This is a genomic window from Streptomyces sp. 1114.5 (assembly GCF_003635085.1).
Taxonomy (GTDB): Bacteria; Actinomycetota; Actinomycetes; order Streptomycetales; family Streptomycetaceae; genus Kitasatospora.
This window is the reverse complement of the sequence record NZ_RBXE01000001.1, coordinates 2,238,863-2,251,985: the sequence shown is the minus strand read 5'-3', so window position 1 is coordinate 2,251,985 and position 13,123 is coordinate 2,238,863. Positions and strand designations below refer to the sequence as shown.

Annotated in this window: 10 protein-coding genes; 6 read left to right on the top strand and 4 right to left on the bottom strand. The window is 74.7% G+C overall.

The genetic code is table 11. The annotated features are described in order from the left end of the window. The first annotated feature begins 435 nt into the window (after window positions 1–435). The 3 genes from BX285_RS09950 to BX285_RS09940 are packed head-to-tail and all read left to right on the top strand — an operon-like array spanning window position 436 to window position 3,380. Window positions 436–1,089 (top strand): cysteine dioxygenase family protein, encoded by a 654-nt coding sequence (locus BX285_RS09950; RefSeq protein WP_257032686.1) that lies wholly within the window; start codon window positions 436–438, stop codon window positions 1,087–1,089. A gap of 42 nt (window positions 1,090–1,131) precedes the next feature. Beyond that, complete coding sequence (gene cofD, locus BX285_RS09945) at window positions 1,132–2,091, top strand: 2-phospho-L-lactate transferase (RefSeq protein WP_121174935.1); 960 nt, start codon at window positions 1,132–1,134, stop codon at window positions 2,089–2,091. Continuing rightward, window positions 2,088–3,380, top strand: a complete 1,293-nt coding sequence (locus tag BX285_RS09940) for a coenzyme F420-0:L-glutamate ligase (protein ID WP_121174934.1) — start codon at window positions 2,088–2,090, stop codon at window positions 3,378–3,380. Before cofD ends, BX285_RS09940 begins: the two co-directional genes overlap by 4 nt. A 17-nt stretch (window positions 3,381–3,397) precedes the next feature. Here the strand turns inward: BX285_RS09940 and BX285_RS09935 are convergent, their stop codons facing one another. Together BX285_RS09935 and BX285_RS09930 are read right to left on the bottom strand one after the other, a co-directional pair. Next, window positions 3,398–4,318 (bottom strand): DNA-3-methyladenine glycosylase, encoded by a 921-nt coding sequence (locus BX285_RS09935; RefSeq protein WP_121174933.1) that lies wholly within the window; start codon window positions 4,316–4,318, stop codon window positions 3,398–3,400. A 153-nt stretch (window positions 4,319–4,471) separates the two neighbouring features. Beyond that, window positions 4,472–5,614, bottom strand: coding sequence for an N-acetylmuramoyl-L-alanine amidase (locus BX285_RS09930; protein WP_097237652.1), 1,143 nt, complete (start codon window positions 5,612–5,614; stop codon window positions 4,472–4,474). Window positions 5,615–5,729: 115 nt separating this feature from the next. Between BX285_RS09930 and BX285_RS09925 the strand changes: the two genes are divergently transcribed. The 3 genes from BX285_RS09925 to BX285_RS09915 all read left to right on the top strand — a co-directional run bounded on the left by BX285_RS09925 (window position 5,730) and on the right by BX285_RS09915 (window position 9,701). After that, window positions 5,730–6,521 carry a TIGR03089 family protein gene (locus BX285_RS09925; protein ID WP_097237651.1) on the top strand — a complete coding sequence of 264 codons (792 nt, stop codon included), beginning with the start codon at window positions 5,730–5,732 and terminating at the stop codon, window positions 6,519–6,521. A gap of 180 nt (window positions 6,522–6,701) precedes the next feature. Beyond that, complete coding sequence (locus BX285_RS09920) at window positions 6,702–7,865, top strand: LCP family protein (RefSeq protein ID WP_310794194.1); 1,164 nt, start codon at window positions 6,702–6,704, stop codon at window positions 7,863–7,865. 213 nt (window positions 7,866–8,078) lie between these two features. After that, window positions 8,079–9,701 carry an LCP family protein gene (locus BX285_RS09915; RefSeq protein WP_257032684.1) on the top strand — a complete coding sequence of 541 codons (1,623 nt, stop codon included), beginning with the start codon at window positions 8,079–8,081 and terminating at the stop codon, window positions 9,699–9,701. 77 nt (window positions 9,702–9,778) lie between these two features. On the opposite strand, the gene BX285_RS09910 is transcribed toward BX285_RS09915, so the two are convergent. Both BX285_RS09910 and BX285_RS09905 read right to left on the bottom strand, forming a co-directional pair. Further along, window positions 9,779–10,819: a glycosyltransferase family 2 protein gene (locus tag BX285_RS09910; protein WP_097237649.1), complete on the bottom strand. Its 1,041-nt coding sequence runs from the start codon at window positions 10,817–10,819 to the stop codon at window positions 9,779–9,781. Between the two features lie 161 nt (window positions 10,820–10,980). Further along, window positions 10,981–13,038 carry a hypothetical protein gene (locus BX285_RS09905; RefSeq protein WP_121174931.1) on the bottom strand — a complete coding sequence of 686 codons (2,058 nt, stop codon included), beginning with the start codon at window positions 13,036–13,038 and terminating at the stop codon, window positions 10,981–10,983. Between the last annotated feature and the right edge of the window lie 85 nt (window positions 13,039–13,123).

The window sequence follows — 13,123 nt, the reverse complement described above, 5'->3', positions numbered from 1 at the left end:
CTTTTGGCCCAAAGTCCTGAACGATGCCGAACCATCCGCAACCAATCGCCAGGTGACGCACGGTCACCGGCGCGGGCCGGTCATCGGGCTGCCTTCCCGGCGATCTTCCCATCGAAACATAGAGAGTGATGAATCACCCCATCAGGGAAAGATCCGGACCTAATCCACTCGAATGCCGCATCCGTCGGTTTGACACCCGCCCCGCGGATGCGGTCTCCTTTCCCCTATGTCAGAGTTCGCCAGCCCCCGGAGCGGTTCCACGCTCCGCCGTGCCGTGAACTTCTGTTGTCGCCTCTGCTCCTGCTGTATCTAGGCGCCCGCGTCCCACCGCGCGCCGCCACCAGGAAGCACAGAGGCCGCCCGCGATTCCCGTCCCAGGACATCCCGGATCCGGCTGATCCCGACGAACCAGCCGACTCTTCCGAGGACGATCCCGTGCGCATGATCCGCATCCGCAAGCGGAACCGCGACCGCAACAAGCTCGCCCGGCGCGGCCCCGCCACCGTCACCGCCCGCACCGCTGCCACCGCCGGTACCGGCGCCGCCCGCTGGGCCGACGGCCTCAGCGACGTCTCCATCGCCGGTGACCCGCTCGCCTTCCCGCACCTGGCCCGCACCGACCTGCCCGAGCACCCCACCACCGTCGCCGAGTACGCCCGGCTGGTCCGCGAGATCGCCGCCGACCGCGCCCGCTGGGAGCCGCTGGTCCGCTACGACGCGCTGACCCGCTGGTACGCCCGGCTGGAGACCGGCCCCGGCTACGAGGTCTGGCTGCTCAGCTGGCTGCCCGGCCAGAGCAGCGGCTTCCACGACCACGGCGAGTCCTCCGGCGTGATGACCGTCGTCCGGGGCGAGCTCATCGAGCGCTCCCTCACGCACGCCGGCGAGGGCGCCCGCACCCTGCGGCCCGGCGGCCACCGGGTCTTCTCCTCCGGCTACCTGCACGAGGTGGTCAACGGCGCGCTGGAACCCGCCGTCTCCATCCACCTGTACACCCCGGGCCTCACCGAGATGAACCAGTACGGCGCGGCCGCCGTCCCCGAGCAGCACCCGGAGCCGCACCGGCCGGCGCAGGCCGAGACGCACTGAGACGGGGCTGACGGGCAGTCGGGCCGTGGCAGGATGAACCCCATGCGCATCGTGGCACTGGCAGGCGGAATCGGCGGAGCGCGCTTCCTGCGCGGGCTCCTCGCGGCGGTCGGACCGCAGGACGAGATCACCGTCATCGGCAACACCGGCGACGACATCCACCTCTACGGCCTCAAGGTCTGTCCCGACCTCGACACCGTGATGTACACCCTCGGCGGCGGCATCCACGAGGAGCAGGGCTGGGGCCGGACCGACGAAACCTGGTCGATCAAGGCCGAGATGAAGGAGTACGGCGTCGGGCCCGAGTGGTTCGGGCTCGGCGACCGGGACTTCGCCACCCACCTCGTCCGCAGCCAGATGCTCACCGCCGGGTACACCCTCAGCCAGGTCACCGAGGCGCTGTGCGTGCGCTGGAAGCCCGGCGTCCGGCTGCTGCCGATGAGCGACGACCGGGTCGAGACGCACGTGCGGATCACCGACGAGCAGGGCTCCCGGGCGGTCCACTTCCAGGAGTACTGGGTCCGGCTGCACGCCGCCGTGGACGCCGAGGCGATCATCCCGGTCGGCGCGGACACCGCCAAGCCCGCGCCCGGCGTGCTGGAGGCGATCGCCGACGCCGACGTCATCCTCTTCCCGCCGTCCAACCCGGTCGTCTCGATCGGCACCATCCTCGCCGTCCCCGGCATCCGGGAGGCCGTCGCCGCCGCCCCGGCGCCGGTCGTCGGGCTCTCGCCGATCATCGGCGGGGCGCCGGTGCGCGGCATGGCCGACAAGGTGCTCGCCGCGGTCGGCGTCGAGGCGACGGCGGAGGCCGTCGCGCTGAACTACGGCGCGGAGCTCGTCGACGGCTGGCTGGTCGACACCGCCGACGAGGGCGCGGTCGCCGCGGTCGAGGCCGGCGGGATCGCCTGCCGGGCCGTCCCGCTGCTGATGACCGACGTCGAGGCCACCGCCGAGATGGCCCGGGCGGCGCTGGCACTGGCGGAGCAGGTACGGAAGTGACGCTGCACGTCCTGAGGGTCGAGGGGATTCCCGAGGTCGAGGCCGGGGCCGACCTCGGCGCGCTCATCGCCAAGGCCGGCACCTTCCTGGACGGCGACATCCTGCTCGTCACCTCGAAGATCGTCAGCAAGGCCGAGGGCCGGCTGCTGCACGCCGCCGACCGCGAGGCCGCGATCGACGCCGAGACCGTCCGGGTGGTCGCCCGGCGCGGGCCGGCCCGGATCGTGGAGAACCGCAACGGCTTCGTCATGGCCGCCGCCGGCGTCGACGCCTCGAACACCGCCCCCGGCACCGTCCTGCTGCTGCCCGAGGACCCGGACGCCTCGGCCCGCGCGCTGCGGGCCCGGCTGCAGCAGCTCACCGGCCGCCGGCTCGCCGTCGTCGTCACCGACACCTTCGGCCGGCCCTGGCGCAACGGGCTCACCGACGTGGCGATCGGCGCCGCCGGCCTCGCCGTCCTGGAGAACCACCGCGGGCGCACCGACACCCACGGCAACGAGCTGGCGCTGACCGTCACCGCCACCGCCGACGAACTCGCCGCCGCCGCCGACCTGGTGAAGGGCAAGGCCACCGGCGTCCCGGTGGCGGTGGTGCGCGGGCTCGGACACCTCGTCACCCCCGAGGACGGCGAGGGCACCCGGCCGCTGGTCCGGCCCGCCGCGGACGACATGTTCCGGCTCGGCACCTCCGAGGCGCTGCGCCAGGCCGTCACCCTGCGGCGCACCGTCCGCTCGTTCACCGCCGAACCGGTCGACCCGGCAGCCGTCCGCCGCGCGGTCGCGGCCGCCGTCACCGCGCCCGCACCGCACCACACCACGCCGTGGCGGTTCGTCCTGCTGGAGTCGGCCGACACCCGCACCCGGCTGCTCGACGCCATGCTCGCCGCCTGGCAGCGCGACCTGCGCGACCTCGACGGCTGGGACGAGGCGCGGATCGCCCGCCGCACCGCCCGCGGCGACGTCCTGCGCGACGCGCCGTACCTGGTGGTGCCCTGTCTGGTCATGGACGGCTCGCACGACTACCCCGACGCCCGGCGCGCCACCGCCGAGCGGGAGATGTTCACCGTCGCCGCCGGCGCCGCCGTGCAGAACCTGCTGGTCGCCCTCACCGGTGAGGGCTACGGCTCCGCCTGGGTCTCCTCCACCATGTTCTGCCGCGACACCGTCCGCGCCGCCCTGGACCTCCCGGACGGCTGGGACCCGATGGGTGCCGTCGCCGTCGGCCGCCCCGCCGAAGCCCCGCGCGAACGGCCGGCCCGCAGCGCCGACGCCTTCATCGAGGTGCGGTAGTCCTCTGCACCGGAGGCTCAGCGGCGGCGGTGGTCGTTGGGGGCGAGACGGGGGCCGTAGCGGGGGGCGCGGGCGCCGACGGCCAGGAGGAGGCGGCAGACCCGGTAACGGTGCGGGCGGTAGGGCTCCAGCAGGGCGAGCATCTGTGCGTCGTCGCTGCGGGGCCGGCCGGCCAGGGCCCAGCCGACCAGGTTGGGCAGGTGGAAGTCGCCGACCGAGACCGCGTCCGGGTCGCCGTTGCTGCGCTGCAGGGTCTCGGCGGCCGTCCAGACGCCGATGCCCGGGACGGTGGTCAGCCGGGCGAAGGCCTCCTCGTGGCCCATCGCGGAGGCCTCCTCCAGCCGAGGCGCCAGCCGGACGGCGCGCATCACGGTCGCCGAGCGCTTCGGGTCCACGCCCGCCCGGTGCCACTCCCAGCTCGGTATCCCCGCCCACTCCCGGGCCGAGGGCGCCACCCGCATGCCCTCGGCCGGGCCCGGCGCCGGGCTGCCGAAGTCCCGGAGCAGGGTGCGCCAGGCCCGGTAGGCCTCGTCGGTGGTGACCTTCTGCTCCAGGATCGCCGGGACGAGCGACTCCAGCACCAGGCCGGTCCGGGTCAGCCGCACCGCCGCGGTACGGCGCTGGGCGTCGCGCAGCGGGCCGGGCGGCAGCACCAGCGCCTCCGGCTCGTCCTCGGCGCCCAGCAGTGCGGGCAGCCGGTCCAGCAGCCAGTCCGCGCCCGGGCCCCAGGCCGTCGCCTCGATCTCGCCCGCGCCCGGGTGCGGCAGCACCCGCAGGGTGCCGATGCCCGCCGGGGTGCGGGAGGCCCGCCAGACCGCGCCGTCACCGGTGGTGCGGTACGCCGGGTCGGCGGGACCGCGGCGCAGCGGCAGCAGGGTCCGGGCAGTGTCCAGCGGGAAGCCCGGCCGCCAGCGCCGTACCGACTCGCCGCCCGTCACCGCTGTCGCCTCCTGTGCCTGCCGGGCGGCCCGTGCCCGCCCGGGATAGGAACGATACGCGGCTGCCGGAGCTGCCCTCCGGGGACGGGGCGGGGAACGAGGGCACCCCCGGGGCCGGACCGGACGGTCCGGCCCCGGGGGTGCCGACGGGGCTCAGCGGCCCTGGAGGTGGGAGGCCCAGGAGCGGATGTCGCCGAGCCGGGCGTAGAGGCCGTCGCCGGGGCACTCGGTGGCGAAGGCGTCCCGGTGGCCGGAGATGGTGTCGAAGGAGACGACGGTGCCCTTGGGGTAGCGGCTCTGCGAGGAGCCGGAGGTCAGGTCGGTCCGGCCGCCCGCGTCCTGGCCGGTCAGGCCGAGCTTCCAGGCCGCGATCTTGCTGACACCGTCCACCAGCTCCTGCGGCGGGCCGTTCGTGGTGAAGGTGCCGAGCGCGGCGACGCCGGTCGAGTCGGTGTTGAAGCCGAGGGTGTGCGCGCCGAGGACGGGCTGCGCGACACCGCCGGCCCGGCCCTCGTAGATGGTGCCGCAGCGGTCGACCAGGAAGTTGTAGCCGATGTCCCGCCAGCCGTTGCTCTGGACGTGGTACTGGTAGATCGCGCGGATCATCTGCGGCGCGTCACTGCAGGCGTAGTCGGTGGCGGTGTCGGTGTGGTGGACGAACACCGCCTTGACCGTCCCGGTGTAGACGAAGCCCGGGTCGCGCAGCGATTCGTCGGCACCCCAGCCCGCCCGGGTGACGATGCCCGGGCGCGGGGCCTCGTGGTCCTGCGGCGCCCGGCCGGTCGCGGCCTCGCCCGGGAGGGTGCGCGGGGCGGACTGCGGGGCGCCCTTGCCCGGGTCGACCAGTTCGGCACGCAGCCCGGAGGGCAGCCCGCGCGGCCCGGGGGTGACCTCGATGGCCACGCCGTCGCTGGGGCCGGTCCACAGCGGCGCCGTGGAGCCGCGGATGCCGGCCCGGCCGTCCCGCTCGTCGGGGGCGTCCTCGCCCTCGACGGCGAGCCCTCGCCACTCGGTCCAGGCGCCGGTGGAGACGCGGTGGGTGCGGACCCGGACCGAGGCGCCGTCGAGGGACTGCCGGGGGTCGTCCCAGCTCACCCCGATGAGCGAGAAGGGCGCGGTGGCGCGTTGTGTGACGCGGTGTTCGGCGGTGGTCAGCGACAGGCTCGTGACGGTGCCGCCACCGGCGGAGGTCCGTTCGACCGGCACCGGGGTGGCGACGGCGGAGACGGCGGTCGACGGGAACAACAGGACGGCGACGCAGCTCGTGGCCGCGCCGGCAAGAAGTGAGATACGCATAAAACGGATATTGACGACAAATCACTGATGCCGCCACGTCGGTCTGCGCCACTCGCGCGTGCCTCCGGCCACCCCTCCCGGCCTCCCACTCGAAGGCCGTAGGCTGGGGCGCACCATGACTGCGCCTTTCGCTGCCGATGCCCGCACCCCCGTCGAGCTGCTGCACGCATTCCTGCGCGGCGGCACCCCTTCGGTCGATCCCGCGGCCCCGCTGGTCACCTTCTACGACGACGCCACCGGCGAACGGGTGGAGCTGTCCGCCCGGACCTTCGACAACTGGGTGGCCAAGACCGCCAACCTCCTGCAGGACGAGCTGAACGCCGGCCCGGACGACCGGGCGGCCCTGCTGCTGCCCGCCCACTGGCAGAGCGCCGTCTGGCTGCTCGCCTGCTGGTCGGTCGGGGTGACGGCGGTGCCGGCCGGAGACCCTGCCGACGCCGACCTGGTGGTCAGCGGCCCGGACGGCCTGGAGGCCGCGCAGGCCTGCGACGGCGAGCGGGTCGCGCTCGCCCTGCGCCCGCTCGGCGGCCGCTTCCCGCAGCGCCCGGACGGCTTCCTCGACTACGCCGCCGAGGTGCCCGGCCAGGGCGACCGCTTCGCGCCGTACTCCCCCGTCGCCCCGGACGGGCAGGCGCTGGAGACCTCGGTGGACGGGCTGCCGCTGAAGCTGACGGGCGAACAGACCGTCGCGCTGGCCCGGGAGGGGGCGGCCCGCCTCGGGCTGAAGCCCGGCGACCGGGTGCTGTCCACCCTCTCCTTCGACGACTGGACGGGCCTGGAGGCCGGTCTGCTGGCGCCGCTGGCGGCCGGCGCCTCGGTGGTGCTGTGCCGCAACTCGCAGGGGCTGGACGCCGCGCAGTGGGAGAAGCGGATCGAATCCGAACGGGTGACACTGCGCCTCGGGTAACCCCCGGCCCGGGCCCGGCGGGTAGGGATCGCTGCCATGGCCGAGGACGACACCGAGCACCCCCCGACCGCCCCTCCCCCGCCGGACGACGCTCCGGCGAACGACCCCCCGACGAACCGTCCCCCGCCGGACGATCCTCCGGGCGGGACCGGACGCCCGCGCAGGCGCCGGCGGTGGCTGATGGTCACCGCCGGCGTCGTCGCGTTCCTGCTGGTCGCCGGCGGGGTGCTGCTCTGGATCGCCTACCGCAAGCTGGACGGCAACATCCGGACCGACTCGGCCACCGACCGGCTGCTCGCCAAGCTGGAGGCCGAGCGGCCCAGCCGCACCGCCGGCGCGCAGGGCGCCGAGAACATCCTGCTGATCGGCAGCGACGACCGCTCCGGCGCGAACGGCTCCTACGGCGGCGAGTCCGGCACCCAGCGCTCGGACACCACGATCCTGCTGCACCTGTCGGCCGACCGGAAGCACGCGACGGCGGTCTCCGTCCCGCGCGACGTCATGGTCTCCGTCCCCGCCTGCGAGAAGCCGGACGGCACCCGCAGCAAGCCGGGGCTGATGCAGTTCAACTGGGCCTTCGAGACCGGCGGCCCGGCCTGCTCGATCCGCACCGTGGAGCAGCTGAGCGGGATCCGGATCGACCACTACGTGATCCTCGACTTCAGCGGCTTCAAGACGATGGTGGACGCGATCGGCGGGGTCGAGGTGTGCGTGCCGCAGCCGATCCACGACAAGGACGCCAAGCTCGACCTGCCCGCCGGCCGGCAGACCCTGCACGGCGAGCAGGCGCTCGGCTACGTCCGGGCCCGGGAGAGCCTGGGCGACGGCAGCGACACCCAGCGGGTGGGCCGTCAGCAGCAGTTCCTGGCCGCGCTGGTCCGCAAGGTGGAGTCGCAGGGGGTGCTGCTGAACCCGGCGCGGCTGTGGCCGGTGCTGGACGCGGCGACCTCCTCGGTCCGGGCCGACGGCGGGCTGTCCTCTCTCGGCGCGCTGTACGACCTCACCCAGGACCTGCGGGGCATCCCCAGCTCCGACGTGGTCCTCCTGACCGTGCCGCGCCGCCCGTACCGCTACGACTCGGACCGGGACGAGTTCGTGCAGCCGCAGACCACCCAGCTGTTCACGGCGCTGCGGGACGACCGGCCGGTCGCGGTCCGCCCGCCCGGGTCGACGCCCTCGCCGAGTGCGGGCCCGGACACGGGGCAGGGCACCGATCCGAGCCCGGGCGCCGGCTCGGCCGAGGCGGCGTTCGCGCGGGCGACGGCGACGGCGTCACCCTCGGCGGGCGTCTCTCCCACCTTCGAGGGACGCACCGCCGACGTGGACGCCTGCGTGCAGCACTGAGGAATCGCACCGGCCGGCCTCCGGTCGCACCGCAGGTCGGGAGCGGGCTCTCCGGGAATTACCCACTGCTGAACGGATTTTGCCTGCGCATTGTTCAAACATGATGCAAGTCACAGCCGGAACGATTCCCCCATTCGGCTCGTCTACTGTGTCCGGATCGGCTCGTCAGAACGGGCGGGCCGGAGCCGTGACCGGTCGAAGCTAGGGAGCCCCGTGCACGAGGAACAGCCGGAAACCGGCCGGTACCGCGTGGACCCGACTCCGGATGTCCCCCGGCAGCGCCGCCGTCGGGCCGCCGAGGCGCCCGCGGCACCGGCAGCCGCATCGGCGGCGGCCGGGGAGGGCCGCCGGGACAACCGGCGGCGGGCGGCCGCCGTCGCCAAGCGCAACCGGCGCCGACGGGTGCTCAAGTGGACGGCCGGGACGGGCGCCCTGGTCATGGTCGCGGGCTGCGGCGGGGCGTACTACCTGTACAAGCACTTCAACGACAACCTGACCTCGGTCAAGGTGCAGCTGGGCGACGAGGCGGAGCGCCCCAAGGCCGCCGGGGACGCGCTGAACGTCCTGGTGATCGGCACCGACAGCCGGGAGGGCCTGGGGCGCGAGTACGGCGACGAGGGCAGCACCGGGCACGCCGACACGACGCTGCTGTTCCACATCGCCAAGGACCGCTCCAACGCGACGGTGGTCAGCTTCCCGCGCGACCTGATGGTGCCGATACCGGAGTGCCAGAGCGCCAAGGGCAAGAAGGTCCCGGGCTCGGCGCGGGACATGTTCAACAACAGCCTCGGCCAGGAGGGGCGGGACGCGGGCTGCACCTGGAAGACCGTCGAGAAGCTCACCGGGATCCGGGTCGACCACTTCGTGCAGGTCAACTTCGAGGCGGTGAAGACGCTCTCCACCGCGGTCGGCGGGGTCGAGGTCTGCGCCGCCAAGGACATCAACGACTCGGGCTCCCACCTCAAGATGACCAAGGGCCGGCACGTGGTCCAGGGCGAGGAGGCGCTGGCCTTCGTCCGCACCCGGCACGCCGTCGGCTTCGGCGGCGACCTCTCCCGGATCCCGCTGCAGCAGCAGTTCATCAGCTCGATGATCCGCAAGATCAAGAGCGACGACACCCTGACCAGCCCGACCAAGCTCTACAAGCTCGCGGACGCCGCCACCAAGGCGCTCACCGTGGACTCCGGCATCGGCAGCGTGGACAAGCTCAAGGACCTCGCGCTGGACATCAGCAAGGTGGACACCAAGAACATCACCTTCGCCACCGTGCCCGTCGTGGAAGACCCCGCGGACAAGGACCGGGTGATCTTCAAGCAGCCGGACGCCCAGCAGGTGTTCGCGATGATCGCGGGCGACCGCTCGCTGACCGAGACGGCCGCGCCGCCGCCCGCCGAGACCGGCGCCCCGGCTGCCACGGGTGCACCCGCCGCACCGGCGGCTCCGGCTGCCACCACCCCGGCGGTGGACCCCAAGGCCGTCCAGGTGACGGTGCGCAACGGCAGCGGCAAGCGCGGACAGTCCGGGCCGACCGTGGACAAGCTCAAGGCGAAGGGCTTCGCCCTGGCCGCCGTCGGCAGCGACGCGCCGGTGGCCGCGGGCACCACGGTCTCCTACCCGGTCGGCCAGGAGGCCGCCGCCACCGCCCTGGCCACCGCCCTCGGGCTGCCGGGCGAGGCCGTCCGGCCGGCCGCGAAGTCGGACCCGAAGGGCGGGCTGCTGCTGGTGCTCGGCAAGGACGTGCTGGCCGCGCCCGGTGCGCCGGCGGCGGTGCCGACCGCGGCGCCGGAGGACCTGCAGCGGGTGCAGGCGGACGACGTGGACGTCTGCGCCAAGTAGCGGCGCCACCGGCCCTGCAGCCGTACGAGGGCGCCGGCCGCGGCCGGAGGGCCCGGCGGCCGGCCGTCGCCCTCCGCTCAGCCGGCCTTGGAGAGCATGTCCTTCGAGGACGGGCCGACGCTGCCGATCACCCGGCGCGCCAGCGAGCGCGGTGAGGTGAGGAAGCCGAAGCCCCAGCTGAGGTGCATGGTCGCGAACGCGACCGGCAGCAGCGCCCGCGACTTGAACGACAGGCCGCGGCCCTCGACCGCGGCACCGCCGACGATGCCCAGCAGGTAGGCGCCGGGCACCGCGAGGAACGCCGGGTGGACGGCCACGCCGAGCACCAGACCGAGGGTGAACGCCACCAGCGCGGCCGGCGGGGCGAGGTAGCGCAGGTTGACCGAGCCGCGGTGGTAGCGGGTGACGACCCGGCGCCAGCGGCCGTAGTCCTTGTACTGCTTGGCCAGCGCCCGCACCGAGGGCCGGGGCCGGTAGGTCACCTTGAGCTGCGGGGTGAACCAGACCAGGCCGCCGTGCTGGCGGATCCGGTAGTTCAGCTCCCAGTCCTGGGCACGGATGAACTCCTCGTTGTAGCCGCCGAGCCGCTCCAGCACCTCGCGCCGGAACACCCCGAGGTAGACGGTGTCCGCCGGGCCGGCCAGTCCGCCGGTGTGGAAGGCCGCGTTGCCGACGCCGATCTTGGAGGTCATCGCGGCGGCGACCGCGTTCTCCCACTCGGTCTCGCCCTCGGCGTGCATGATGCCGCCGACGTTGGCCGCCTCCATCTCGCCGAGCAGCCGGACCGCGGTGGTGATGTAGCCGGGGGTGAGCAGGCCGTGGCCGTCCACGCGCACCACTATCGGGTGTCTGGAGCCCCGGATCGCGGCGTTCAGCCCGGCGGGCGTCCGCCCGGTGGGGTTCTCCACCGTCCGCACCCGCGGGTCCTCGGCCACCAGCTCGGCCGCGATCTCGTCGGTGCGGTCGGTCGAGGGGCCGAGGGCGATCACCACTTCCATCGGCCCGGGGTACTCCTGATCCAGGATGCGCCGGACCGCCGTGCGCAGGTGACGTTCCTCGTTGAGCACCGGCATGATCACGGAAACAGCCGGCAGCTCCTCAGCAGCCTTGGTGTTCATCGGGGCCAACCGTACCGGTGAGGACGGGCCCCCGTCTTGTCCCGGTCTGGGCGCCTGCGCGCACCTCGCGGCGCGGCACCGGCACTGTGATCAAGGACACCGTACTCCGCCGGTGGCGAGGGCCCGAATCGGGGTGGATCCGGTGCGGATCCGGGGTGGATTCAGAGTGCGTAGTGGGCCACGGTGAACACGGCGTAGCCGATCAGTGCGAGCCGGTTCACCAGGTGCTGCGGGCCGCCCAGCCGGTCCGGGAGGGTTCGGTCGGGGCGCAGGTCGGGGCGGTGGGCGGCGGTGGCGACCGTCCGGGCCAGCGCCACCGGGTCGTACCGGTCGCCGAAGCGGCCGGCCAGCCAGACCGCCGGGCGGCTGGCGAAGGAGTACTCCCGGCCGCTGCGCAGCCGGATGGTGAGCAGCTCGCGGTGCACCGCTGCCGCGCTGATCTCGGCCCACCGGAAGCTGCGGGTGCGCAGCGCGGTGGCCACCCGCAGGCCGTTGCGGTCGGCCACGATCTGCCAGGACAGCGTGTGGGCGCAGGCGAGGATCGCCATCGAGCCGATCCAGAGCGGGCGCAGCAGCCCCTCCCACCAGCCGTCGTCGCCGAGCAGGACGACGGCGGTGCCGACCAGCAGCGCCGCCAGCGGCCCGGCCGCCACCCGCAGCGGCGTCGGCATCTCCCAGCGGCGGGCGGCCACCGGCTCGGTGTCCGGCCCGGCCTCGGGGGCGGCGGCCACCGTCTCGGCGGTCAGTGCGGCGACGGCGAGTTCGCGCTCGCGGTAGCGCTGGGTGCGCCGGCCGAGCCGCGGGGCCCGGGCGGCGGGGGCGACCACGGCCGCCACCCAGTCCGGGTCGCCGTCCAACAGGCCGGGGCGGACGAGGAGTTGGCGGTCGTGGCCGTCGGGGCCGCGGTACAGCACGGCGGGCACGCTGCGGCCGGCGCGGGCCAGCCGGGCGGCGGCCTGGTCGGGGCCGGTGCGGTCGAGGGGCTTCTCGTACGCGCCCTGGTAGTCCTCGTACTCCTCCGCGTAGTCCTCGTGCTCGTCGTGCTCGTCGTGCTCGTCGTACTCGTCGTGCTCGTCGTGGTGGAGCGCCGGTCCGGGGAGGCGGGTGGGCGGCCGGCCGACGTCCAGGGGCTCGGGCACCCAGCCCGGGCCTGCGCCGCCCGGGCCGCCGTCGCGGGCCCAGCGGTAGCGGTCGTGCTCGACCAGGCGCCAGAGCCCGGGGCCGTCCGGCGGGCCGTCCAGCGGCTGGACCAGCAGGTCCCCGCGGATGTCGGCGCGGACCCGGACGGCGAGCGCGGGGGCGTGGCCTTCGAAGGCGGGCCGGGTGCGGCGGGCGCTCGCGGTGGCGGCCGAGCCGAGCAGGATCAGGCCGAGCAGGGCGATCAGGCCGCCGGCGGTCAGCTGGCCGGAGACGTCGTACTCGTCGCCCAGGGCGTGCACGGAGTCGCCGTCGACCAGCAGCGGGACGGGCTCGCCGGGCTGGGGGCGCCGCTGCCACCAGAGGTCCAGGGCGGCGGTGCGCTCGGGGCCGCCGCCGGGCGGCGGGAAGCGGACGGTCAGCACGCCGTCCTGGTCGCTCGCGCCGGCGGTGCCGGTGACCCGGGTGGCCTGCTCGGCGGCGGCGTCCGCCTGGGCCTGCGCCCAGAGCCCGTACAGCGGGACGGCCACGGCGGCGACGAGCAGCAGGGCGCCGAGGGTGCGGCGCAGGACGGGCGGGCCGTCGCGGTGGACGGGCGAGGGCGCTCCGGCGGCCGTCCACGGGAAGGGGACGGGCGGGGCCATCAGCTCGTCCAGCTGCTGGCGGGCCCGGCGCCGACCGGCCTCGGCGGCCAGCAGGACGGCGGTGAGCAGCAGCTGGAGCAGCACGGCCGACCAGCGGGCGAGCGGGGTGACCAGGCCCTGCGGGAGGTACCAGAGCAGCACCAGGACGACGGGCGGCACCAGCGCCCGGACCCGTACCTTGGCGGCCAGCAGGACGATCTCGGCCAGCACCGACCAGGCGGCCAGGGCCGAGCCCCAGGTGTCCCGGCAGATGGCCTGGGCGCTGCACCGGCCGGTGTCGGGCTCCACGGCGGTGGCCAGGACCACGAACGCGACCGGTGCCAGCGCGAGCCAGCGGCTGTCCAGCCGCCAGGCCGTACGGGCGGTGCGCCAGCGGATGGCGGCCGCGGCGGTGAGGGGCGCGGCGCTGGGCAACGGCGGGGCGTCCGAGGGGAACATCGGACGATCATCTCAGCCCTCCTGGGGCTGAAACCGAGCCAGGGGCCGGGTGCTGTGCGCACCCGGCCCCCGCATCCGTTCCGCC